Here is a 22,206-nt window from a genome sequence, read left to right as displayed (position 1 = left end):
CCGGGCGCTCGTTTAGATTTCGTCACTGTGCGCTCTGTTGTGGTGATCGGTGGCGGAATCGTCGGGCTCGCGGTGGCCGCCGAGCTGGCCTCGCGCGGTGATCGCGTGACGGTGCTGGAGAAGGAGAAGCGCTGGGGCGCGCACCAGACCGGCCACAACTCGAACGTCGTGCACGCCGGGCTGTACTACAAGCCCGGGTCTTTGAAGGCGCGCATGTCCGTCGCGGGCAACGCGTCGATGGTCGCCTTTGCGCGTGAGCACGGTGTTCCCGTTGATGTGTGCGGCAAGCTTGTTGTCGCCACTTCTGAGGATGAGCTGCCACGGCTGCACGCGCTGGCCTCGCGCGCCGAGGCGAACGGGGTTCCGGCGAAGCTGATCTCTGCTGCCGAGGCTCTCGACTACGAACCCGAGGTGGCCTGTGTGGCTGCTCTGCGGGTCGAGAGCACCGGGATCATCTCGTACGCCGGGGTGTGCGATGCCCTGGTGCGGTTGCTGGACGGGCACGATCTCCGGCTGCAGTCGCCTGCTCTGGCTATCCGGACCGTTGGGTCTCACGTCGAGGTCGCGACGCCGCAGGGCGTTGTGCGTGGCGATGTGCTGGTGAACTGCGCGGGCCTGCAGAGCGACCGGATCGCTTTGCTGGCGGGCTTGCAGCCTTCGGCTCGGATCGTGCCGTTCCGCGGGGAGTACTACGAGCTTCGGCGCACGGAGTTGGTCCGCGGGTTGATCTACCCGGTGCCGGATCCGACGCTGCCGTTCCTCGGCGTGCACCTCACCCGGATGCTCGACGGCTCGGTGCACTGCGGGCCGAACGCCGTGCTGGCGTTGCGGCGCGAGGGTTACCGGTGGCGCGATGTGTCGTTGCGCGATGTCGTGGACGTCGCCCGGTTCCCCGGCACGTGGAAGCTGGCGCGGAAGTTCGCGCGGACCGGCGTGGACGAGGTGCTGCGGTCGTTGTCCCGCCGCCGATTCGCCGAGTCGCTGGCGCGGCTGGTGCCGGCGGTCGAGGAGTCCGACCTCGTGCGGGCGGAGAGCGGTGTGCGCGCTCAGGCCATGCTGCCCGACGGTTCGCTGGTCGACGACTTCCTCATCGAGTCAGCGCCCCGCCAGGTGCACGTCCTGAACGCGCCTTCACCTGCGGCGACGAGCGCGCTGGAGATCGCGCGCCACATCGCCTCGCTCACTTGAGCAGCTCAAGCCCACCCATGAACGGCCGCATGGCCTCGGGAACGGTGACGGAGCCGTCCGCGTTCTGGTGGTTCTCCAGGATCGCGACGATCCACCGCGTGGTCGCCAGCGTGCCGTTGAGCGTGGCCGCGATCTGCGACTTGCCGTTCTCGTCCCGGTAGCGCACGTTCAGCCGGCGCGCCTGGAACGTCGTGCAGTTCGACGTCGAGGTCAGCTCGCGGTACTTGCCCTGCGTCGGCACCCACGCCTCGCAGTCGAACTTCCTGTGCGCCGACATGCCGAGGTCGCCGGTGGCCGTGTCGATGACCCGGTACGGCACCTCGATCTTGGCGAGCATCTCCTCTTCCCACGCGAGGAGCCGGGCGTGCTCGGCCTCGGCGTCCTCCGGCTTGACGTAGGAGAACATCTCGACCTTGTTGAACTGGTGCACGCGGATGATGCCGCGGGTGTCCTTGCCGTACGACCCGGCCTCACGCCGGTAGCACGACGACCAGCCCGCGTACCGCTTCTCCCCGTCGAGGATCTCGTCGGCGTGGTAGCCGGCGAGCGGCACCTCCGACGTGCCGACGAGGTACAGGTCGTCGTTGGGCAGGTGGTAGATCTCGCTGGAGTGCGCCCCCAGGAACCCGGTGCCCGCCATGATCTCCGGCCGCACCAGCGTCGGCGTGATCATGAGCTGGAACCCGTTGGCCGTCGCCTGCTGCGCCGCCATGTTGAGCAGCGCGAGCTCGAGCTGCGCGCCGACGCCCTTGAGGAAGTAGAACCTGGAGCCACCGACCTTGGCACCGCGCTCCATGTCGATCGCACCGAGCTTGGTGCCCAGGTCGAGGTGGTCCTGCGGCTCGAAGTCGAACTGGCGCGGCTCACCGACCGTCTTGACGACCACGTAGTCGTCCTCACCACCGACCGGCGCGTCCGGGTGCACCAGGTTCGGGATCTTGGCCAGGAGCTCGTTGACCTCTTCGGCCGTGGCGTTCTGCTCGGCCTCGGCGGCCTTGACCTCGGCGGCCAGGTCCTTCGCCTTGGCGAGCAGGGCGTTGCGGTCGTCGCCCTTGGCCTTGCCGACCTCCTTGCCGAGGACCTTCTGCTCGGCGCGCAGGGTGTCCGCGCGGGAGATGGCGGTCCGCCGGCGCTCGTCTGCGGACAGCAGGGAGTCGACGACGCCCTCGTCCTCGCCACGGGCACGCTGCGAAGCGCGCACGATCTCCGGGTTCTCGCGCAACACCTTGAGGTCAATCACCCTTAATAGGGTAGACCTGCGGTTCATCCGAATTTGTGCGGGGAGGCACGTGGTGAACGGCACGAAGATGTTCGTGGGGGCTCTCGCCGTCGCCGTTGGGATTTCGCTGACGGCGTTCAGCGCGACGTCCATCCCGATGGCGATCAAGGTGAGCGACGCGGAGGGCACGCACGGCACGTACGTGGTCGGCCCCGATCCCGTCTGCGTGAAAAACGGCTGCTTCAGCCGCAACGGCACGTTCATCAGCGACGACGGCAAGATCACGCTCAAGCGCGTGCACGTGCGGAACAAGCTGCCGAAGCCCCTGCGGGAAGGCGACCGGGTCCCGGCCTTCGACCTGGGAGTGCACGGCGAGGTGTTCACGCACGAGGGCGAGTCCGGCTGGCCGGTCTCGGTCCCGTGGATCGGTCTCTTCATCGGCCTGGGCGCCCTGGTGTTCGGCGTACAGCGCTTGCTGCGCGCCGCTCGGCGGGCCCTGAAAACGAGAGGACCCGGCACCACCGCGGCGCCGGGTCCCTTCGAACAGACTGACTAGATGATCGCGACGCCCACCACGAGGCCGAGCGCCACGTGGGCCGCGGCGACGACGACCGAGGCCGGCGCGAAGCGGTCCGACTCGATCAGCGCGCCGATGTCCAGGCGGGTCACCCACTCCAGCAGACGGACGGCCGCCACCTGCACGATGATGCCGACGATGCCGTAGATCAGCGCCGAGAGCAGGCCTTCGCTGAGCTTGCCCTGTGCGCTCCAGATCGCGACCACGATGATCAGGGCCATCGAGACGAGACCGGAGGCGGTCACGATGACCGCGTTCGGCGCACCGTTGCGGACGAGGATCGAGAGCTTGCCCGGCGTCGTCCAGTCGATCGCGTAGAAGCCGAACACCATGAGGATGAGGCCGACGACGGCGTACAGCGCGATCGCGCCGATGTTCCCGACCAGAACTCCGCCGAAGCCGGGGTCCAACGCGAGGGTCATTAGCTGTTCCCTTTCGGAGACTTACTCAACAATTCGATGCGGCACGAACGCCGCGCCATCGTCGGTCACCAGACCGACCGTTTCCCGGATGCCGAGGCCCGCGGACGTGTCGCCCACGACCCAGGCACCCAACGCGGGGCGGTAGCCGTCGAAGTCCGGAAGCGGATCGAACAGCTGGTAGACGAAACCTTCTTTGCCGTACACACCGCCGGTCTGCGTTTCGTAACCGGGGGCGACGATCTGGATGTTCGACCCCTCGCGGCCGAGCAGCGGCTTGCGCACGTACTCGGTGAGCATGCCGGGGTCGTTCAGGTAGGCCGGGAGCAGGTTGGGGTGGCCCAGGTACATCTCCCACAGGATCGCGAGCAGCGCCTTGTTGGAGAGCAGCATCTTCCACAGCGGCTCGATCCACAGGGTGCCGGGCAGCGACTCGACGGCGTGGCGGCCGAACTGCTCCTCGACCACCCACTCCCACGGGTAGAGCTTGAACACCGTGCTCATCGGGGCCTCTTCGAGGTCGACGAACCGGTTGAGCAGGGTGTCCCAGCCGATGTCCTCCATCGCGATGCCCACCGTGTTGAGGCCGGCTTCCGCGGCCGTCTCCTGCAGGCAGGCCGCGGTGAGGTGGTCCTCGCCGGACGGATCGGCACCTGACCAGCTGAAGTGCAGCTCACCGGAGGGCAGCTTGGCGCCGATCTCCGCCCAGCGCTCGACCAGGCGCTCGTGCAGCGAGTTCCACTGGTCGTCGTCCGGGAAGGCGTCGGTCTTCCAGTACCACTGGATGTACGCGGCCTCGAGCAGCGACGTCGGGGTGTCCGCGTTGTACTCCAGCAGCTTGGCCGGGCCGGACCCGTCGTAGCGCAGGTCGAAGCGGCCGTACACGTTCGGGTCGCGACGCCGCCACGACTCGGCGATGTGCGGCCAGACCCACTCGGGGATGCCGAAGTCGCGGTAGCGCTCGGTCAGCACCACGTTGTCCACCGCGTCGAGGCACATGGAGTGGAGGAGCTCGACGTCGGCTTCGAGCGACAGGACTTCGCTCATCTCGAACACGTAGTGCACCGACTCGTCCCAGTAGGGGCGGTCGGCGCCGTTCGCGTACTTCGCGGGCAGGCCGAAGACCAACCCTTGTTCCGAGACCGTGCGCTGCCAGTTCGGCCGCGGTTGCGAGGTTTCACGACGCAACTGCTCAGCCTCCGCTGCTGGAGGAGCCGCTGCTGATGCCGAACCCGCCGCGCTGGACGGACGTGCCCGACTTCGTGGTGACGTTCGCGCCCTTGGGGATCGTGTAGCTGCCGCCGGTCACCTTCTGGCCGACCGCGCCGGTGCCGCCGTAGTTGTAGCGGTACGAGCTGCCGCCGATGTAGATGAAGCCGCCGCTGCTGTAGCCGCCGTGGCTGCGGTAGTACGACTCGTCGCAGTAGTCGTCGTCGACGATCACGTTGTTCGAGTCGGTGCACTGCGCCGTGACGTTCTTCGGGCTGGCGGCCGCGTACCAGATCGCGACCAGCGCGACCACGCCCACGGTGACACCGCCACCGATGAGCAGGCGCTTGCGCGTCTTCCGCTTCTTCTCGAACGCGGCGGACTCGGCGGCGAACCGCTCCTGCTGCGCCTTCAACGCGGCGGCACGAGCGCGCTGCTCGGCGACCGTCGGCTGGCGCGGCTGCGTCATGCCGGCCTGCTGCTGGCGCATGCGGCCCTTCACCGGCGGCTGCGGCGGGCCCGGCGGCGGTCCGGGCTGCTGATGCGGCCCAGGCTGCGGTACCGGCACCTGTGGCGGCAGTTGCTGGTAAGGCTGTTGTGGCTGGCCGGGCTGGCCAGGTCCTGGCACGTTGTTGTCAGTCATCACCACTCCCGCGGGCAAGGTACCGAGCGACACGGCTGAAACACGGCCGATTGGGTGACGAGTGTCCTAATAGCAACACTCGACCCAACCCGGCGCACAGCCGTCTCACACAGCACGGGCATCATGGATGAGATGTCTCCGAGCGCCAGTTGGTTGAGTCGATCAGGTCACATCCGCGACACGCGGCTTGTGATGGTCGGCGCGTTCGTGGGCGCCTTCGTCCTGTTGATGTTGTCCGCGTTCACCTCCGTGTTCGCCGGCGGGCCCCTCAGCAGCAAGCGCGAACAGGTCAACGCGGCCTACCAAGCCGTCCAGGGCGAGTGCCTGAACTGGGAAAAGGCCGATCTGTCGGACGCGGCCAAGGTCGACTGCGCCGCAGCCCACAAGTTCGAGGTCACCGGCATCGCCGACATCACGGCCGCCTACCCGAAGGAAGCGCCGTTCCCGAACGCGGAGGCCTGGGAGAAGATCGCGCAGGAGAACTGCGCCCAGGCCGCGGGCACCTACCTGGCCGGCAAGCTCGACCCGAAGGGCAAGTACGGCGTCAGCACCCTGAACCCGGACGAGCGCCGCTGGACCGACGGCTACCGCCAGCTGCGCTGCGGCCTGCAGGTCGCCGCACCCTCCGGCGCCGCGCTCCCGTCGTACGGCAGCGCGAAGACCCAGGACCAGTCGAACGTGTACGACCCCAGCGTGTGCCTGGCGCTCGGCGAGAACAACACGGTCGGCGACCCCATCGAGTGCGCCAAGCCGCACGCGTTCGAGATCATCGGCGTGGTGCAGCACCCCGAGGGCGAGTTCCTGGCCGTCGACAAGCAGGACGGCATCATGTCCGAGAAGTGCGCCGCCATGGCGCTCGACTACACCGGCGGCGCCGACCTGAAGGCCAAGAACCTGCTGGTCACCTGGGACACGCGCGCCGAGGAGAGCTGGGCGGTCGGCTCCCGCAAGGCCAACTGCAAGATCGGCGCCGTCCCCCAGGGCGAGAACCTCGTGGCGTGGGAAGGCAGCGTCCGCAACCCCAACGGCGCCCCGCTGACCACCGCGAACCCGCCGCAGACCACCTCGGTCAAGCCCCAGGCCGAACCGACCGGCGCCCCGCTGCACTCGGAGTCCGGCAAGCCGCCCTCGGAATCGGGCAAGCCCTCCGACTCCGGCAAGCCCGACCCACCCAGCGGCATCACTCCCACGTCCGAGAACCGATGACCGTCGAGATGACCCGGGCTCGCTTCGACGAGCTGGTCGAAGAGGCCCTGGACCTGGTCCCGCCCGAGTTCACGCACGCCATGAACAACGTGGTGGTGCTGGTCGAGGACCGCAACCCCGACGAGCCGTCACTGCTCGGGCTGTACCAGGGGATCGCGCTGACCGAGCGCAACACGGACTACGGCGGCTCGCTGCCGGACCACATCTTCATCTACCGCGAGGCGATCCTCGACATCTGCGACTCGGAGGAGGACGTGGTCGAGGAAGTGATCATCACCGTGGTGCACGAGATCGCGCACCACTTCGGGATCGACGACGCGAAGCTGCACGAGCTGGGCTGGGGCTAGTGCGCGGCGCTGAACGGCTGCAGCCCGCGAACTGGCACTGGTACGAGAACCAGGTGCACCACCCGGCGGTCGACCTGCCCGGCGTGATCTCGTCGCTCGGTGTCCGCGTCGATCGCGGTCGAGTGCTGGTGTCCGGAGGACCACGGCACCCACTACATCCGCGAGGTCTCGACCACGGCCACGACGGCCGCGGAGTTGACGACGGCGATCGAAGCCGCCGCCGATCAGATCGTGCAGTGGCGTGAGACCGTCCCGAAGGACGCCGACTGGTGGCGTGCCGAGGAAGGCCTGACCCTCAAACGGGGTTAGACCTCGACGCCCGCCCACGAACGGCACACCCAGCCGTCGCCCTCGGTCTCCAGCACCACGACGCCGGTGTTCGGCAACAGGTTCTCGGCGAGCTCCACCGGCACGTTCGACGCCAGCGCCAGCGCGCCCATCCGGCCCGACCCGCCGTGCGTCACGACCATGACGGTGCCGTCCTGGTGGATCGACTCGATGGCGCCGAGGAACCGGTCCAGCACCTGCTGCCCGGTCTCACCGCCGCCGGGGAAGGCCACGTCCAGCGCACCCTCTGCCCACCTGATCACAGTCTCCAGGTAGGTCTTGTAGGCCTCGGTGTCGTTGCGGCCCTCCAGCGAGCCGACCTGGATCTCGTGCACGCCCTCGAGGATCTGCACGGGCAGGCCGAAGCGCTCGGCGGTCGGCAGAGCGGTCTGCTGGGCGCGCAGGCCGATGCTGGCGTAGACGGCGGTGATGTTCTCGCCGGCCAGGGTGTCGGCAAGCTCGCGGGCCTGCTTCTCACCCAGCTCGGTGAGCGGGGGACCCGGCATGGCCGTGTCCAGCTTGCGTTCGATGTTCGACGCCGTCTCACCGTGCCTGACCAGCAGCAACCTCACCCGCGCTCGCCCTTTCTGACAGCATCGACCCAAGCGGCTGCTGCGGTGAACTCGGCGTTGTGGGCCTCGGAGGGCTCGTGGTCGGCCTTCGGGAAGGACCCGAGGAACCGGATCTCGCGCGAGTGTCGGTGCAGCGCGGCCAGCGCGTCACCGATCCTCGGTTCTGCGATGTGCCCCTCGACGTCGATGTAGAAGCGGTACGTCCCCAGTTTGCCCTTCTGCGGGCGTGATTCGAGGCCGGTGAGATTGATGCCACGCAACGCCAGCTCGGTCAGCAGCTCGGACAGCACACCCACGCGGTTCGGGGTCGTCACGACGACACTGGTGCGGTCTGCTCCAGTCGGCTCAGGCAATGCGCCCGGCCGGGTGAGCAGCAGGAACCTGGTGCGCGCGTCCGCCACGTCCAGCACGTCGGTCGCGTACTCGTCCAGCTCGTAGTGGTTCACAGCCACCGGAGCGGTCACGGCGGCATCGAACTCGCCGCGCTCGACGGCGGCGGCAGCAGCAGCGGTCGAGGACGTGGCGATCGACGTGACACCGGGCAACGAGGCGGCGATCCACTCGCGGACCTGCGCCAGGGCGTGCGGGTGCGAGGCGATCGTCTTGATCTCAGCGGTACCGGGCCGGACCAGGATGCTGAAGCGGACGTCCAGCACGGTCTCGGCGACCGCGACCACGGGTTCGTCGCGGATCAGCACGTCCAGCGTCGCGGGCACCGCGCCCTCGACGGAGTTCTCGATCGGCACGCACGCGAACTCGGTCTCGCCCTTGCGCACGGCGGCCACGGCGAGCGGGATGGTCTCGACGGGCACGAGCTCACCGGGGAACCGCAGTGCTGCCTGCTCGGTGAAGGTCCCCTGTGGTCCGAAGTACGCAATGCGCGGCATCGGGTCAGCGTAGTGCGGCGATCAGAGGCGGAAATCACGCCTGTGTCCGCTGCCAAACCTGGGTTCCGTCAGGACCGTTCGAACTGGAATGCTTGAGGCGTGCCCGCTCTAGCGCCTGAACTCGTGTTGTGCGCGGTCGACGAACCGATGGCGAACGCCTGGCTCGCCGTCGCGGACGGACGCACCGGAGTGCGGGTGCATCGCGGGTCCGTTCTGGACATCCACGCGCAGGCCATCGTGAGCCCGGCGAACTCCCAGGGCTGGATGCGCGGCGGCATCGACGCCGTCTACGCCACGGCGTTCCCGGAGGTCGAGAACAACGTCCGCAGTGCGGTCCTCACGCTCCACGGCGGTGAGCTGCCCGTCGGCGAGGCGCAGATCGTGGCCACCGGCGAGACCGAACCGGCGTGGCTCATCAGCGCGCCGACCATGCGCCGGCCCGGTGAGCGGCTGCCGATCGACACGGTCCACCCGTACCTGGCCGCGCGGGCGGTCCTGCGGCTCTGGCTCGAAGGACGCCTGGAGGACGGCACGCCGGTGCGCGACGCCGTCCGCACCATCGCGATGCCGGGGCTCGGCACCGGGGTGGGAGGCGTCGCGCCGTCCACGTGCGCGCATCAGGTCGCGGCCGCGTGGGACGAGGCGTTCAACCCGCTCCACGTGTAGGAACCTGTGCACAACCCTGTGGACAGGGTTGTGGATGCCTGTGGACTACTGGCGTGGTGCGACCCATCGTTCGAGGTCGAGCTCATCTGTGATGGGGATACCGAAATCCCCAACCGCGGGGATCTCGGGCTTGAGCTTGCGCGCCTCGCGCACGGCGTCCGGTCTCAACGCCGCCAGCTTGAACCCGCGCCGCTGGTAGAAGCGGATCGCGTCGAGGTTGTCGTTGGTGGTCGTCAGGCGCACCCGAGTGCAGCCGAGTGTGCGCGCTTGGCGAACCGCGGCGTCGACAAGCGCGGTGCCGACGCCACGGCCCCGCCGTAGCGCGTCGATCGTCACGATCTCCAGTTGGTGGTTCGCCACCGCATAGGTCAGCAGGCCCAGAACCTGTCCCTGCTTCTCCACGAGGAAGCCGGGCAGACTCGCCGGGAAGAACACCTCACCGTGCGCGACGGCCGTGTGTGCTCCCCATAGCTCTAGTACCAACCGAGCGACAACTATGCGATCTGCTTCCTCGATCGGTCGTACAGAGCCTTCTGCCATGACAAGAACTGTGCCAATCCGAGTCACGCTCAGGAACAGCCATTCGACGTACGGTGGATTCGTGCCAGTGCGAGTTTTGTTGGTCGACGACCACGAAGTGGTGCGCAGAGGACTGCGCGAGATGCTCGACGACGAGGAGGACATCTCGGTCGTCGCCGAAGCCGGATCCGTGGACGAGGCGGTGACTCGGGCTCAGAAGACTCCGCCCGATGTGGCCGTCGTGGACGTTCAGCTTCCCGACGGCAGCGGCGTCGACCTCTGCCGCTCGCTGCGGGACCTCGGCATCCGTTGCCTCGTGTTGACCGCGTTCGACGACGAGGAGGCACTGGTCGGGGCCATCATGGCCGGTGCATCGGGCTATCTGCTCAAGCAGGTTCGCGGCCAGGACGTCGTGACGGCCGTGCGCGAGGTCGCGGCTGGACGGTCCCTTCTGGACCCCGCGACCACGAGCCGAGTACTCGAACGGATGCGCAATCCGGCCCCGGTCGGCCTCACGGATCAGGAACAGCGCGTGCTGGAGCTCATCGGTGAGGGTCTGACAAACCGCCAAATCGGTGAACGGCTCTTCCTCGCGGAGAAGACCGTGAAGAACTACGTGACGTCCGTGCTCGCCAAACTCGGCATGGAACGGCGGACGCAAGCCGCCGCATGGGTGGCTAAACGGGGACGGACCAGGTGAGCGTCGTCCCGTTCGGTGAACTCACGACGCGGAAATCGCCACGCGCGGACTTCGCCCGTTCCGCGAGATGCCGCAATCCGCGCTGAGTCACACCGGACGGGATGCCGCACCCGTTGTCCGCGACTCGCAGCAGCAGATGCTTCTCATCGCGCCGTACGTCGATCTGGACGTGTGTCGCCCCTGAGTGCCGCACGACGTTCGACAACGCCTCTCGCAACGCCGCACGCGCGTCGTCGGCGTGACGCCGCGGCACGTTGGCCAGGTCGCCGGCCACGTGCAGTCGCGGCGGGAAACCGAGCAGCTCACCGGCCGTGCGGACCTCGGCGTTGATCGAGTCGAGCAGGTCGGCGGAGTCGGCGGGGTCGGTGTTGCGCAGCTTGCGCACGGTCGCGCGCACCTCGGCGATCGTCTCGTCGACCAGGTCGACGGCCTCCTCGATCCTCGCCCGCTGCGAGTTGTCGAGCTTCTTGCCCAGCCGCCGTTCCAGCAGGCTGAGCTGCACGCCGGCGCCGTAGAGCCGCTGGATGATCACGTCGTGCAGGTCGCGCGCGATCCGTTCGCGCTCCTCGTAGACCGCGACGCGCTGCCGTGCGGTGAAGCCCTCCGCCAGAACGACGGCAAGACCCGCCTGGGCCGCGAACGCCGTCAGCACGTCCACGGTCTCCTGCGTGAACGGCGATTTGTCTCTACGGCGATAAACCGCCAGAGCGCCGATCTTGCGGTCGGAGGTGCCGAACGGCGCCACCGCGAACGGTCCGTAGGTCCTGAGCGCCTGCGGCACGTACGGAGCCGTGCGCGGGTCGTTCGTCACGTCGTCGGCCATCACCGGAACGCCCGTGCGCGCGGCCTTCGCGGCAGCACTGCGCGGACTCAACGTCGCCACGACCGGCTCACCGCTGGACGCCTCGACGGTGAGCGTGCCGTCGTCGTCCTCCGTGGCGAGCATGGCCAGCCCGAGGTCGGCGTCCGCGATCTCCGCGGCCGCCTCCACCACGAGCCGCAGCACGTTCTCCGGGTCTTCCAGCGCCGCCGACGTGATCTCGGTGGACGCGACGAGCACGCGCCGCGCCAGGGAGGGGTCCATGGTCCTCAACGGTATGCGGGCGTGCCGAGGTCCAGCACGAGGTCTGCCCTCGCGGCCTCATCCGGCCGGTGGGTGATGTGCAAGATCGTCCTGCCGTCGTGCCTGAGCTGCTCCAACAGCTTCCGCGCGGTCGGTTCGTCCAGGTGGGCCGTCGGTTCGTCGAGCAGCACCACGTCGGCGTCGTGCAGCAACGCCCTGGCCAGCGCAAGCCGTTGCGCCTCGCCGCCCGACACCTGGTCGGGCCTGATCACGGTGTCGAGCCTCTCGGTCCATTCCGGCAGGCACGCCTTCCGCAAGGCTCCCTTGAGCTGCTCGTCGCTGTGCTGGCCCGACATCCGCAGGTTCTCGCGGACCGTCGTGCTGACCAGCATCGGCTCCTGCGGGCACCAGGTGGCACGGGGCAACTCCACGATGCCGCGTTCCGGCTGCAGGAAGCCGAGGAGCAACGCGAACAGCGTCGACTTGCCGCTGCCCGACGGTCCGACGATCGCGACGTGCGTGCCCGGCTCGATGTTGAGGTGCAGATCTTTGAGCGTCGGCTCGGTCGCGCCCGGCCAGCGGACGTCGACGTTCTGCAGGCGGATCCGCTTGCCCTTCGGCGCCTCCGGTCGTTCCGGAGCGTCGAACTGCAGCCGCGCGCTGGCTTCTTGGAGAGCCCTCCTCTGCTGAGCGGCCAACGGCAGCGCCGCCAGCGGTTCGGCTAGCGCGAGCGGGACCAGGCCGAGCACCGGGTTGCCCGTCGTGGCGCAGATCAGAGCCGCCGCACCGGTCGCGAGCAGGACGATCGCCGTGGCCGCGCCCGTGCCGAACGCCTGCTTGCGGGTCTCCCCCGCAAGTTCGACGTCTTCGGCGTGAAGCTGCGCCAACAGGCGGTGGTGCGCGTCGTGCGCGATGAGATCCGGTGCGGCGGCGAGTGCGTTGATCGTGTCGCGGGCGACCTTGCGGCGGCCCCTGGCGAGCTTCGTGCTGGCCCGGCGCTCGGTCCAGACCGCGACCGCCGGTGCGGCCAGACCCGCTGCGAGGAGCAGGCCGCCCAACGTCAGCGCCGCGGCCAGGTCGATGAACGCGAACAGGATCGTGGTCGCGATCCCCGCTCCGATGGCCACGACCGGCGGCACCAGCACGCGCGGCACCAGATCGCGGACGGTGTCGGTGTCCTCGACGAGCCGCTGCAGGCCGTCGCGGCGCTGGGTCCGGACGAGCCGCAGCCACAGCTCGGCGCGGAGGTTCGTGGCGAGCTTGAACGCCTCGTGGTGCGTCACCAGGCGCTCGACGTACCGGAGCACACCCTTGCTCAGCGCGAACGTCCGCACGCCCACGACCAGCACCGACAGCGTCAGGATCGGCGGCATCTCGGCGGCGCGGGCGATCAGGTGAGCGGCGAGCGCGGTCAGTGCGATGCCGGCCACGGTCGCCAGCACGCCCAGCGCAGCACCTTTGAGCGGAATCGGCAGGCGCTTCGGGCGTTCCTGTTGCGTCTCCTCGGTGACGACCTTGGCGAACGTCTCGTCCTCGGTCGCCTCCTTCTCGCGGTGCGAGGCGAGGACGACGGCCGCCGTGGCGCTTGCTCTCTTGATCGCTTTGTCGACTTCGCAACTTGTCACCGGATCGAGGTGGGCCGTCGGCTCGTCGAGGAGCAGGACCGTCGCGCCGTGGCGGACCCTCAGCAGGGCGCGCGCGAGTGCAACCCGTTGGCGCTCACCTGTCGAGAGGTCCGTGATCTGCCGGTCGAGCAGATGCGCGGCCACGACCTCATCCGCAACTTCCTCGATGTCCTCCGCGTTGGGAACCGTCAACTCCAGCTCAGCGCGTGGCGTGGCAGCGGCAAACGCGGGCTTCTGCGGCACGTAGGCGATTTCGCCCCGGATCTCGACGGCTCCGTCCGTCGGCTCCACGAACCCGAGCAACACCTGGAACGTCGTCGACTTCCCCGCCCCGCTAGCCCCCTCCAGCCGATAGACCTCTCCAGGCCTCACCTCGAAGCTGACCCCGTCCGGCGCAAACCCGCCCCGCCGCAACACCCGGAGGTCCTTCACCCGAACGAGTGAGCCATGAGGGTCACTTTCATGGACCTGAGGTCCATGAAAGTGACCCTCATGGCCAACCACCTCGGCTACTCGGCGGACGGATTCCAGGCCGTCCTCGCTGGCGTGGTGGGCGGCGCCCGCCGCGCGGAGGGGGAGGTAGCACTCCGGGGCGAGGATCAGGACGATCAGGGCGGTCATGAGGGTCAGGTCGCCGTGCACCAGGCGGATGCCGATGCCTACGGCGATCAGGGCTACCGAGAGGCTGGCGGCGATTTCCAGGACCAGGGCGCTCAGGAACGCGATCTTGAGCGTGCCCATCGTGGCCTTGCGGTGCTGGTCGCCGATCTGGCGCACGGCGGTGGCCTGCTGCTTGGCGCGGCCGAAGACCGTCAGCACCGGAAGCGCGCGGAGCAGTTCGAGGAGCTGGGCCGACAGGAGTTCGGTGACGTCGGCGGCCTTCTTCACGCGCTTCTCGGTGTACCAGCCGATCAACGCGGCGAAGACCGGGATCAACGGCACGGTGATCGCGATCAGGACCGCCGACGGCCAGTCCGTGAAGAGGATCCACGCGCCGACCAGCGGAGGCACGATCACGGCCGTGACCAGCGCGGGCAGGTAGCGGGTGAAGTACGCGTCGAGCGCGTCGAGGCCCTTGGTCGCGAGCACCGACAGCTCGGCCGTGCCGCGGTCGGCGATCCAGCCGGGGCCGCGTTCGAACGACTTGGCCAGCAGCTGGGTCCGCAGCTCTTCCTTCGCACCGGCAGCGGCACGGGCGGCAGCGCTCTCCGTTGCCCACGAAAGACCTGCGCGCGCGAGGATCGCCACGGCCAGCAGCGGAAGGCCTTCGCGGGTCGTGATCACCGACGCCAGCGCGACGGCCTGGGCGACGAGCGCCAGGGCGTTGAGGAACGCCAGCGCGCCCACCCCGACGAGGGCGCGCCTGGCGTTCCTGGAGAGCTGGGGCAGTGCTCCCAGCGGGCCTCTTCTCATCTCAGTGCACCGGGATGTGCCGCACGCCGATGCGCTTGCGGAACACCCAGTAGGTCCAGCCCTGGTAGATCAGCACGGCCGGCGTGCCGAACGCCGCCACCCACGTCATGACCGTCAGCGTGTACGGGCTCGACGCCGCACCCGCGACGGTGAGCGAGAACGCTGGGTCCAAAGTGGACGGAAGAACGTTCGGGTAGAGCGTGCCGAACAACGTCGCGACGGTCGCCGCCACCGCGAGCCCCATGAGCGCGAACGCCTGGCCTTCTCGCCCGAACGAGAGCCGCCACAGCGCGAGCAGTGCGAGCAGCAGGACCGGAATCGCCCACAGGTGCGCGACGTAGGCCAGCAGCACGACCAGGGGCAGCAGTGCCACCGGAGCGATCCTCAGCGCCAGGCGCCGGGCGCGTTCGCGGATCTCCCCCTCGGTCTTGAGGGCGATGAAGATGGCGCCGTGGACCAGGGCATAGCCGGCGATCGCGAGCCCGCCGAGCACCGCCTGCCAGGTGATCGCGGCGAACGGCGAGCCGACGCGGTCACCGGCGGCGTTGATCGGAAGGCCGATGACGGTCGTGGCGATGATGATGCCGACGCCGAGCGCCGCCACCCAGGACCCGGCGAAGATCACCGCGTCCCAGACCTTGCGCCAGCGCACTGAGTCGACCTTGCCGCGGTACTCGAACGCGACACCGCGACCGATGAGCGCGAGCAGGAACAGAGTTAGTGGCAGGTACGCGGCGCTGAAGAGCGCCGCATACCAGCCGGGGAAGGCCGCGAACGTGGCACCGCCCGCGACGAGAAGCCAGACCTCGTTGCCGTCCCAGACCGGCCCGATGGTGTTGATCATGACCCGGCGCTCGGTGTTGTCACGTCCCAGGACGGGCAACAGCATGCCGACGCCGAAGTCGAAGCCTTCGAGGAACAGGTAGCCCAGCCACAGCAGAGCGATCACGCAGAACCAGAGCGTCTCCACAGCTTCTCCCCTAGTACGCGAACGCCAGCGCGCCGTCGTCGGTTTTCGCGGGCATGACCCCGGCGACACCACTGCGGACGTACTTGCGGATGAGGTAGATCTCGACACAGGCCAGCGCCCCGTACACCGTCGTGAGCGCGATCAGCGAGGTGAGGATCTCGCCGGGTGTGGACGCGCTGACCGCCTGCGCGGTGAACATCCACACACCGTCCACACCGGACGGGTTGGGCACCACCACGAACGGCTGCCGGCCCATCTCGGTGAAGATCCAGCCGAAGCTGTTGGCGAGGAACGGCGTCGCGATGCCGGCGAGAGCCGTGATCGGGAACCACTTCCCCCGCGGAACGCGACCACCACGCGTGAGCCAGAGCATCACGAGGCCCAGGCCGGCCGAGATCGCGCCGAAGCCGATCATCAGGCGGAAGCCCCAGTACGTCACGGGAAGCGCGGGCACGTAGTCGATCGGCTTGCCGCTGAGCTCGCCGAGCCGTTCGTCGACCGGGTAGTTGGTGCCGTACTTCTCCTGGTACATCGGCACGAGGTCCTGGATTCCCTTTACCTCGCTGCTGAAGTCGTTGTGCGCCAAGAAGCTCAGCAGTGCGGGCACCGTGATGCTCTTGACGTTCTCGCAGTCGGGCCTGGTGACGTCACCGATCGCGAAGATCGAGAACGCGGCGGGCTCCTCGGTGTGGCACAGGGCTTCCGCGGCGGCCATCTTCATCGGCTGCTGCTGGAACATCAGCTTGCCCTGCACGTCACCGCTGATCGCGAGGACCGCGAAGGCCACGACGCCGACCCAGGTGCCGAGCTTGAGCGAGCTGCGCCAGACACCGTTCTCGTCCGACTTCTTCCACAGGTGCCAGGCGCCGATGCCGACGAGGAACGTCGCGGCGACCGCGAACGCCCCGGCGATCGTGTGCGGGAACGCGGCCAGCGTCGTGTTGTTGGTGAGCACCGCCCAGATCGACGTGAGCCGCGGGCGCCCGTTGTCCAGCACGATGCCGACAGGGTGCTGCATCCACGAGTTGGCGGCGAGGATGAAGTACGCGCTGGCCATCGTGGCGAGGCTGAACGCCCAGGCGCAGGCGAGGTGGACCTTCTTCGGCAGCTTGTCCCAGCCGAAGATCCACAGGCCGAGGAACGTCGACTCGACGAAGAAGGCGACGAGCCCCTCCATCGCGAGCGGGGCACCGAACACGTCACCCACGAACCGCGAGTAGGCGCTCCAGGCCATGCCGAACTGGAACTCCTGCACGATGCCCGTGACGACACCCATGGCGAAGTTGATCAGGAGGAGCTTCCCCCAGAACTTCGTCATCTTGTAGTAGCGCTCGTTGCCCGTGCGCACCCACGCGGTCTGCATCGCTGCCACCAGCAGCGACAGGCCGATCGTCAGCGGCACCATCAGGAAGTGGTAGACGGTGGTGATGCCGAACTGCCACCGCGCGAGTTCGAGTACGTCCACGTCGATGAGCGTATGGGCGGATCACGGCCCCTATCAGGTACGACGGTCCCGTCCCGGCTCGGGACCAAGGTCCCGTGCGCGAAGTCACCCCGGTCGGGTGACATGCGTCGGTTAAGATGCATCTGCCAGAGGGGAGTAGTTCCCACCGGAGTTGTCGGCCGGTGGCGTGGTGATCGACATACTGATCCGCCTTCGAGTGGATCCGGTCCCACACCCGTCTTGTACGGGCGAACGAGACCTCCGGCCGGGCTGCAGCATGCCCGGTCGGGGTCTGTTGCGCCTCCGTCCGGGCTCGTATTCGGACGTGGAGGACCTCTTGGCCACCTCAATGCTCGCGTTCATCACCGCCTTCGCGGTGGTGTTCCTCGTCGAGCTCCCCGACAAGACCATGGTCGCGACCCTGGTGCTGACCACGCGCTACCGCGCCTGGCCGGTGTTCACCGGTGTCGTTGCCGCTTTTGCCGTGCAGAGCGTGGTGGCAGCGGCTTTCGGATCGGCTCTGACGCTGTTGCCGGACCGCGTGGTGTCCCTTGTGGTCGGCCTGCTGTTCGCCGTGGGTGCGTTCCTGCTGTTGCGCGAGGGGTTCTCTCGTGACGAGGAGTCCGAGGACGAGGCCGGGGCACAGTCCGAGGTGCCGTTCTGGCGGGCGGCCCTGACGTCGTTCGGCGTGCTGTTCGCGGCCGAGTGGGGCGACGCCTCACAGCTCGCGACCGCCGGCATCACCGCTCGGTACGGGGCGCCGTTGATGGTCGGGCTCGGCGCCTGGCTGGCGTTGGTCGCCGTTGCGGCGCTGGCCGTCCTGGTGGGACGCAAGCTCGCCGGCCGCCTGCCGACGCACTGGATCCAGCGGGTCGCCGGGGTGATCTTCTCGATGTTCGCGGTGGTGGCGCTGGTCCAGGTCTTCTGATCACCAGACCGGACGCAGGCCCGGCTGGTCCTCGCCGTAGACGTGCTGCAGGTACGCGGCGAGGCTCTGCTTGATCGTGTCGAGGTTGTCCGCCCCGATCGCCTCGGCCATCTCGTTCTCGAGGTCCGACCACAGGCTGTCTGCGAACTTCAGGTAGTCGCGGCCCTTCGTGGTCAGCGTGACGTACTGCGCCCGCTTGTCCGTCGGGTGCGGTTCCCGCAGGACGTAACCCCACTCGTCGAGCTCGTTGACGATCTTCGCGGCCGCCTGCTTGGTGACGCCGAGGTGCTGTCCGATGTCGACGGTGGTGGCGCGTTTCTCCTTGAGGAACCGGAAGACGTAGCCGTGCGCGGGGCGCAGCGGTTCCAGGCCGATCTGCTTCAGGCGGTCGTGGAACTGGTCGCCCATGGCGCGGTAGGTCATCGCCAGCAGCATCGGCACCGGGTCCATTTTCTTCTCCCGAGTAGACAACCTGGTTGACCTTATTCTATGGTTAGACAACCAAGTTGACTACATCGGAGGTTGTCTTGCTGGTTACGGGGGATTCCGTCGAGCCGTTCGAGTTCGGCGGGTTCGAGTTCAGGCCGTTCGCCGTGCCTTCGCGCGGGAGCACCGAGATCGCGCTGTGGACCGTTGACGTGCCGGAAGGTGGCGACGGGAAGACGCACACCGCCTCGAAGGAGGAGGTCTTCTACGTGCTGTCCGGGTCCGTGACGATCCAGGGTCAGACGGCTGGTGCTGGTGACGCGATCGTGGTTGCGCCCAACACCGAGCTGTCGCTGACCGGCGGCCCGGCTCGGGTGCTGGTGGCGACCTCGGTGGGGATCGTCGGCACGCTGGCCGACGGGACGACGGTGACGCCGCCGTGGTCTCTCTAGTTCGCCGGTGATGCCTCTTCGGGAGGCTCCGGCGTGGTGTCCGGGACCTCCTCGCGGAGGTCGCGGGCGATCTTCTTGGCCTCGTCGATGAGCTCCTGCGACTCGGCGAGGCGTTCTTCGTCCGGTGCGGTCACGTGTTCGGGATCGGCTCTGTGCCGGTTCCCCAAACTCAGGCCAGCAGGCTCCGGACGTGGGCGGCCAGTCGTTCCGCGATCTCCAGGTCCCACTCGTCGTCGGAGGCCGGCTGAGGGGTCTCGCCTGCGACGACGCGTTCGCCGAGCAGGCGCCGCTCGGCGGGCGTGAAGTCCGTGATGGCGCGGCGGAGCAACGGCAACGCGTCGTCGAACGACTCGCCGCGCAGGCCGCTCAGCCACTCGTCGATGAGGCCGAAGAGGCGGGGGTCGGCGGCCAGGAGCGTCGCCGAGCCCCTGAGGAAGCCGGCGACGAACGCCGTCGCAACGCTTCGGTGCAGGCGCGCGGCCACGTCGTCGCTGGTCAGCTCGCCTGCTTCCCACATGAGGCGGGTGGCGCGGCCGGTCGGGAGGCCGTGGGCTTCCGCCTTGACGAGGGCTTTGAGGGCTCGCCACCAGGTCTTCTGGTGGTCTTCGTCAGCCGCCAGCCTCGTCGCTTCGTGGGCGCCGTCGAGCACGCTCAGCGCGTGTTCGGCGATCTCGTCGTCGATGTTGCGGCAAGCGAGCGGGAGGCCCACCGCGCCTCGGGTCAGGAGGCCGTGCAGGGCGACGCGCAGGAGTTCGGGGTCGGTGCCGCGGACCGATCCGTAGCGGACCGTCCTGGCCAGGTCCGGGAGGGCCGCGAGGAGTTCCAGTGCGTCGGTGGCCATGGCTGCGCAGCGATCGAGGGCGTCGCGGGCCTCGGTCACGGCTTTGGGGAGTTCGCAGCCGACGGATTTGCTCAGGGTGGCGGCAGCGTCCGCGACTCGGGTCGCATCTTTTGCGGCTTGGGTCAGGACGGTCTCGGCCGCTGAGTGGACCGTGGTGCCGTGGCGGGCGGCTACCGCCACGGACACCGCGAAGATCGGGTCCCAGCGCAGTTGCCAGACCTCGGCGAAGGTGCCGAGGGAGTTCGAGCGGTCCGGCTTGCCCCACGGAACGCCCAGGACTTCCAGTCGTTGCAGGAGTTTCGAGCGTTCGCGGTCGGTGTCCTTGCGCAGGTCCAGCTTGAGCTGCTTGGGCTGGACGTCGGCGGGGAGTCTTAGTTTTCGTTGCAGGCGTTGGAGGTCTGCGGCCAGAGGTGAGCGCGGGACGTTGTCGCCGACTTCGCCGAGGCGTTCGCCCACGACCAGCTTGCGGTGGACGAGTTGGAGCGGGACCTCGTCGCCACCGCAGAGGACCGCCAGGGCGGCCTCGCTCACCTCGCTCAGGCCGGCGCTGGGGCGTTCCCTCAGCGCGGCAAGGGTTTCCGCGAGTCTCACGGCTTCCACCGCGCTCGCGGTCGAGGCGGGGAGGTCTTCCTCTCGGAGGACGGCGGCGGCTTTCGCGAACCACCTGGGGATCACGTCCTGCTGGTGTTGCCAGAGGTGCGCGTACCAGCCCGGGGAGTCGACGCCGGCGCCGTAACCGCTCTCCGCGGCGAGCTGGCCGTGGCTCCACGGGACCCAGGTGCCGGAGATCCTGCGGCGACGCATGCCCTTGAGCAGTGCGGTGTCCGCCGCGACCGTCGGTTTCTGAAGCAGTGCCGGCACGTGCCAGGCGCCGCAGACGATCGCGATCGGGCCGTCGGTCTCCTTGCGCGCCTTGCGGATTGCCTGGCGCATGAACGCTTCTCGTCTGAGCGTGCGTTCGCCGACTTCGTCTTCGAATTCGGTCCTGACCGCGACCATGGCTTCGGTGATGGCGTTGGCGAGGTCCAGCGGGTCGGTCGCGCTGTGCTCGACCACGTCCTCCCACCAGCGTTCCGGGTCGTCGAAGCCCGCGGCCTCGGCGAGCAGGCCGATGGGGTCCACGTTGCCGCTCGGCCCGTCGTCACCGATGCTGCTCGCCGCGGGCAGGTCGAAGAAGCGCGCCTTCGCGTCGTTCTCGTTGGCGTACTTGAGCGCCTGCCACTCCGGCGAGAACTCGGCGAACGGCCAGAAGGCGGCGTTCTCCGGTTCGGCCTCGTCGTGCAGGAGGATCGCGACCGGCGGGGTGAGGGCGTGGACGTGTTCGAGGAGTGCGTCGGCCTCTGGTGGGCCTTCGATGAGGATGAGCGCTGGACGCGTCTGTTCGAGCGCTCTTTTGACCATCCGGGCCGAGCCGGGGCCGTGGTGCCGGATGCCGAGGAGGATCGGCTCACTCACCGCTGGCGTCCAGGCAGGCTCGGTAGAGGTCACGCCACTCCACGCGCTCCTTCAGCACGGTCTCTAGGTACTCCTGCCACACGGTCGCGTCCGACACGCGGTCCTTGATGATCGAGCCGATGAGCCCGCTGGCCAGCTCGTCCGCCCCGAGCGTGCCGTCGCCGAAATGACCGGCGAGCGCCATGCCGTTCGCGATGACCGAGATCGCCTCGGCCGTGGACAGGCTGCCGCTCGGCTTCTTCAGCTGCGTGCGACCGTCCACAGTGGAGCCGTTGCGCAGCTCGCGGAAGATCCTCACGACCCGGCGCACCTCGTCGAGCGCAGGCGGCTCGGCGGGAAGCTGCAGGGCTTTGCCGAGCTGCTGGGCGCGGGTCACGACGATCTCGACCTCGGCGTCCTCCGTGGCGGGCGGCGGGAGCACGACGGTGTTGAACCGCCGCGCGAGCGCGGACGACATCTGGTTCACCCCGCGGTCGCGGTCGTTGGCCGTGGCGATGACCGTGAAGCCCGGCACCGCCTGAACCTGCGTGTTGAGCTCCGGGACCGGCAGGGACTTCTCGCTGAGGATCGTGATGAACGAGTCCTGGACCTCGGACGGCATGCGGGTCAGCTCTTCGACCCGCGCCACCGCGCCGCTCTGCATTGCTTTGAGGATCGGGCTGGGCACGATCGCCCGTTCGCTGGGACCTTCGGCGATGAGGCGGGCGTAGTTCCAGCCGTAGCGGACCTGGTCCTCGCTCGTGCCGGCGGTGCCCTGGACGACGAGCGTCGAGTCGCCACTGATCGCCGCTGCCAGGTGCTCGGACAGCCAGGACTTCGCGGTGCCGGGGACGCCCACGAGCAGAAGCGCGCGGTCCGTGACGAGGGTGCCGACCGCGACCTCGACCAGGCGGCGCGCACCGACGTACTTCGGGCTGATGACCGTGCCGTCGCTGAGGGTGCCGCCGAGGACGTAGGTGACGACGGCCTGCGGGGACAGGTTCCAGTTGGGCGGCCGCTGGCGGTCGTCCTGGGCCGCGATGGCTGCCAGCTCGGCGGCGTACTGCTGTTCGGCCGTCGGCCTGAGCACGGCGGTCACTGGGCCTCCTGGATGTGTTGCCTTGCCTCGAA

General features: G+C 68.6%; 24 protein-coding genes. 9 read left to right on the top strand and 15 right to left on the bottom strand.

The genetic code is table 11. The features are described from left to right. The first annotated feature begins 27 nt into the window (after positions 1-27). Entirely contained in the window at positions 28-1,188 is a 1,161-nt protein-coding gene (lhgO, locus tag LFM09_RS27135; protein ID WP_414099381.1) for an L-2-hydroxyglutarate oxidase, read from the top strand. On the opposite strand, the gene serS is transcribed toward lhgO, so the two are convergent. Beyond that, positions 1,181-2,428 carry a serine--tRNA ligase gene (gene serS / locus LFM09_RS27130; RefSeq protein ID WP_414099380.1) on the bottom strand — a complete coding sequence of 416 codons (1,248 nt, stop codon included), beginning with the start codon at positions 2,426-2,428 and terminating at the stop codon, positions 1,181-1,183. The genes lhgO and serS overlap by 8 nt on opposite strands. 52 nt (positions 2,429-2,480) lie before the next feature. Here serS and LFM09_RS27125 point away from each other — a divergent pair, with 52 nt between their 5' ends. Next, a complete protein-coding gene (locus tag LFM09_RS27125; RefSeq protein WP_414099379.1) occupies positions 2,481-2,963 on the top strand; it encodes a hypothetical protein in 483 nt (160 codons plus the stop codon). Here LFM09_RS27125 and LFM09_RS27120 read toward each other — a convergent pair. The 3 genes from LFM09_RS27120 to LFM09_RS27110 are packed head-to-tail and all read right to left on the bottom strand — an operon-like array spanning position 2,960 to position 5,255. Next, positions 2,960-3,406 carry a DUF350 domain-containing protein gene (locus LFM09_RS27120; protein ID WP_414099378.1) on the bottom strand — a complete coding sequence of 149 codons (447 nt, stop codon included), beginning with the start codon at positions 3,404-3,406 and terminating at the stop codon, positions 2,960-2,962. The two genes, LFM09_RS27125 and LFM09_RS27120, sit on opposite strands and share 4 nt — an antisense overlap. A gap of 21 nt (positions 3,407-3,427) precedes the next feature. After that, positions 3,428-4,591 (bottom strand): glutathionylspermidine synthase family protein, encoded by a 1,164-nt coding sequence (locus tag LFM09_RS27115; protein WP_414099377.1) that lies wholly within the window; start codon positions 4,589-4,591, stop codon positions 3,428-3,430. A gap of 4 nt (positions 4,592-4,595) precedes the next feature. Further along, complete coding sequence (locus LFM09_RS27110) at positions 4,596-5,255, bottom strand: hypothetical protein (RefSeq protein ID WP_414099376.1); 660 nt, start codon at positions 5,253-5,255, stop codon at positions 4,596-4,598. A gap of 132 nt (positions 5,256-5,387) precedes the next feature. Here LFM09_RS27110 and LFM09_RS27105 point away from each other — a divergent pair, with 132 nt between their 5' ends. From LFM09_RS27105 to LFM09_RS27095, 3 genes are all read left to right on the top strand, one after another. After that, positions 5,388-6,461: a septum formation family protein gene (locus tag LFM09_RS27105; RefSeq protein ID WP_414099375.1), complete on the top strand. Its 1,074-nt coding sequence runs from the start codon at positions 5,388-5,390 to the stop codon at positions 6,459-6,461. Further along, on the top strand, positions 6,458-6,808 hold the full coding sequence (locus tag LFM09_RS27100) for a metallopeptidase family protein (protein WP_414099374.1): 351 nt from the start codon (positions 6,458-6,460) through the stop codon (positions 6,806-6,808). The genes LFM09_RS27105 and LFM09_RS27100 overlap by 4 nt, the downstream gene beginning before the upstream one ends. Positions 6,809-6,907: 99 nt before the next feature. Next, positions 6,908-7,117 carry a hypothetical protein gene (locus tag LFM09_RS27095; RefSeq protein ID WP_414099373.1) on the top strand — a complete coding sequence of 70 codons (210 nt, stop codon included), beginning with the start codon at positions 6,908-6,910 and terminating at the stop codon, positions 7,115-7,117. Here the strand turns inward: LFM09_RS27095 and LFM09_RS27090 are convergent. Together LFM09_RS27090 and pheA are read right to left on the bottom strand one after the other, a co-directional pair. Next, positions 7,114-7,707 (bottom strand): histidine phosphatase family protein, encoded by a 594-nt coding sequence (locus tag LFM09_RS27090; RefSeq protein WP_414099372.1) that lies wholly within the window; start codon positions 7,705-7,707, stop codon positions 7,114-7,116. The two genes, LFM09_RS27095 and LFM09_RS27090, sit on opposite strands and share 4 nt — an antisense overlap. Then, positions 7,704-8,594, bottom strand: a complete 891-nt coding sequence (pheA, locus tag LFM09_RS27085) for a prephenate dehydratase (protein ID WP_414099371.1) — start codon at positions 8,592-8,594, stop codon at positions 7,704-7,706. The genes LFM09_RS27090 and pheA overlap by 4 nt, the downstream gene beginning before the upstream one ends. Before the next feature lie 147 nt (positions 8,595-8,741). Between pheA and LFM09_RS27080 the strand changes: the two genes are divergently transcribed. Beyond that, on the top strand, positions 8,742-9,260 hold the full coding sequence (locus tag LFM09_RS27080) for a macro domain-containing protein (protein ID WP_414099565.1): 519 nt from the start codon (positions 8,742-8,744) through the stop codon (positions 9,258-9,260). 45 nt (positions 9,261-9,305) lie between these two features. On the opposite strand, the gene LFM09_RS27075 is transcribed toward LFM09_RS27080, so the two are convergent. Next, entirely contained in the window at positions 9,306-9,800 is a 495-nt protein-coding gene (locus LFM09_RS27075) for a GNAT family N-acetyltransferase (protein WP_414099370.1), read from the bottom strand. Positions 9,801-9,861: 61 nt separating this feature from the next. Between LFM09_RS27075 and LFM09_RS27070 the strand changes: the two genes are divergently transcribed. Then, positions 9,862-10,479, top strand: a complete 618-nt coding sequence (locus tag LFM09_RS27070; protein WP_414099369.1) for a response regulator — start codon at positions 9,862-9,864, stop codon at positions 10,477-10,479. Here LFM09_RS27070 and LFM09_RS27065 read toward each other — a convergent pair. From LFM09_RS27065 to LFM09_RS27050, 4 genes are read right to left on the bottom strand one after another with little or no spacing between them, the layout of a single operon-like run. Continuing rightward, the gene (locus tag LFM09_RS27065; protein ID WP_414099368.1) at positions 10,457-11,563 is read right to left on the bottom strand and encodes a GAF domain-containing sensor histidine kinase; all 1,107 of its coding nucleotides are present in this window, start codon (positions 11,561-11,563) and stop codon (positions 10,457-10,459) included. The genes LFM09_RS27070 and LFM09_RS27065 overlap by 23 nt on opposite strands. A gap of 5 nt (positions 11,564-11,568) precedes the next feature. After that, positions 11,569-14,580, bottom strand: a complete 3,012-nt coding sequence (cydD, locus tag LFM09_RS27060) for a thiol reductant ABC exporter subunit CydD (protein ID WP_414099367.1) — start codon at positions 14,578-14,580, stop codon at positions 11,569-11,571. Position 14,581: 1 nt separating this feature from the next. Further along, positions 14,582-15,550, bottom strand: a complete 969-nt coding sequence (gene cydB / locus LFM09_RS27055; RefSeq protein ID WP_414099366.1) for a cytochrome d ubiquinol oxidase subunit II — start codon at positions 15,548-15,550, stop codon at positions 14,582-14,584. Between the two features lie 10 nt (positions 15,551-15,560). Further along, positions 15,561-17,015, bottom strand: coding sequence for a cytochrome ubiquinol oxidase subunit I (locus tag LFM09_RS27050; RefSeq protein ID WP_414099365.1), 1,455 nt, complete (start codon positions 17,013-17,015; stop codon positions 15,561-15,563). A gap of 328 nt (positions 17,016-17,343) precedes the next feature. Here LFM09_RS27050 and LFM09_RS27045 point away from each other — a divergent pair, with 328 nt between their 5' ends. Beyond that, positions 17,344-17,922: a TMEM165/GDT1 family protein gene (locus tag LFM09_RS27045; RefSeq protein ID WP_414099564.1), complete on the top strand. Its 579-nt coding sequence runs from the start codon at positions 17,344-17,346 to the stop codon at positions 17,920-17,922. Here LFM09_RS27045 and LFM09_RS27040 read toward each other — a convergent pair whose 3' ends face one another. Beyond that, positions 17,923-18,372, bottom strand: a complete 450-nt coding sequence (locus LFM09_RS27040; RefSeq protein WP_414099364.1) for a MarR family winged helix-turn-helix transcriptional regulator — start codon at positions 18,370-18,372, stop codon at positions 17,923-17,925. A 77-nt stretch (positions 18,373-18,449) separates the two neighbouring features. On the opposite strand from LFM09_RS27040, the gene LFM09_RS27035 reads away from it, so the two are divergent. Beyond that, positions 18,450-18,800: a cupin domain-containing protein gene (locus LFM09_RS27035; protein ID WP_414099363.1), complete on the top strand. Its 351-nt coding sequence runs from the start codon at positions 18,450-18,452 to the stop codon at positions 18,798-18,800. Here the strand turns inward: LFM09_RS27035 and LFM09_RS27030 are convergent. The 3 genes from LFM09_RS27030 to LFM09_RS27020 are packed head-to-tail and all read right to left on the bottom strand — an operon-like array spanning position 18,797 to position 22,174. Next, the gene (locus LFM09_RS27030) at positions 18,797-18,934 is read right to left on the bottom strand and encodes a hypothetical protein (RefSeq protein WP_414099362.1); all 138 of its coding nucleotides are present in this window, start codon (positions 18,932-18,934) and stop codon (positions 18,797-18,799) included. The genes LFM09_RS27035 and LFM09_RS27030 overlap by 4 nt on opposite strands. Before the next feature lie 35 nt (positions 18,935-18,969). Then, positions 18,970-21,096 (bottom strand): DUF5682 family protein, encoded by a 2,127-nt coding sequence (locus tag LFM09_RS27025; protein ID WP_414099361.1) that lies wholly within the window; start codon positions 21,094-21,096, stop codon positions 18,970-18,972. Beyond that, entirely contained in the window at positions 21,089-22,174 is a 1,086-nt protein-coding gene (locus LFM09_RS27020; protein ID WP_414099360.1) for an ATP-binding protein, read from the bottom strand. The genes LFM09_RS27025 and LFM09_RS27020 overlap by 8 nt, the downstream gene beginning before the upstream one ends. Positions 22,175-22,206: the final 32 nt, after the last annotated feature.

It is taken from the genome of Lentzea alba, from assembly GCF_047445655.1.
Classification (GTDB): Bacteria; Actinomycetota; Actinomycetes; order Mycobacteriales; family Pseudonocardiaceae; genus Lentzea; species Lentzea alba_A.
Note: the sequence above shows the minus strand (reverse complement) of the source record. Positions and strands in the feature narration are given on the sequence as shown.

What these genes read in the sequence shown, in the direction of transcription:
- LFM09_RS27105 (WP_414099375.1), top strand. Translation starts at nt 5,388, where the DNA reads ATGTCTCCGAGCGCCAGTTGGTTGAGTCGATCAGGTCACATCCGCGAC.
- LFM09_RS27120 (WP_414099378.1), bottom strand. Translation starts at nt 3,406, where the DNA reads ATGACCCTCGCGTTGGACCCCGGCTTCGGCGGAGTTCTGGTCGGGAAC.
- LFM09_RS27045 (WP_414099564.1), top strand. Translation starts at nt 17,344, where the DNA reads ATGCTCGCGTTCATCACCGCCTTCGCGGTGGTGTTCCTCGTCGAGCTC.
- LFM09_RS27065 (WP_414099368.1), bottom strand. Translation starts at nt 11,563, where the DNA reads ATGGACCCCTCCCTGGCGCGGCGCGTGCTCGTCGCGTCCACCGAGATC.
- cydD (WP_414099367.1), bottom strand. Translation starts at nt 14,580, where the DNA reads ATGAGAAGAGGCCCGCTGGGAGCACTGCCCCAGCTCTCCAGGAACGCC.
- LFM09_RS27040 (WP_414099364.1), bottom strand. Translation starts at nt 18,372, where the DNA reads ATGGACCCGGTGCCGATGCTGCTGGCGATGACCTACCGCGCCATGGGC.
- LFM09_RS27075 (WP_414099370.1), bottom strand. Translation starts at nt 9,800, where the DNA reads ATGGCAGAAGGCTCTGTACGACCGATCGAGGAAGCAGATCGCATAGTT.
- pheA (WP_414099371.1), bottom strand. Translation starts at nt 8,594, where the DNA reads ATGCCGCGCATTGCGTACTTCGGACCACAGGGGACCTTCACCGAGCAG.
- LFM09_RS27110 (WP_414099376.1), bottom strand. Translation starts at nt 5,255, where the DNA reads ATGACTGACAACAACGTGCCAGGACCTGGCCAGCCCGGCCAGCCACAA.
- LFM09_RS27080 (WP_414099565.1), top strand. Translation starts at nt 8,742, where the DNA reads ATGGCGAACGCCTGGCTCGCCGTCGCGGACGGACGCACCGGAGTGCGG.
- LFM09_RS27100 (WP_414099374.1), top strand. Translation starts at nt 6,458, where the DNA reads ATGACCGTCGAGATGACCCGGGCTCGCTTCGACGAGCTGGTCGAAGAG.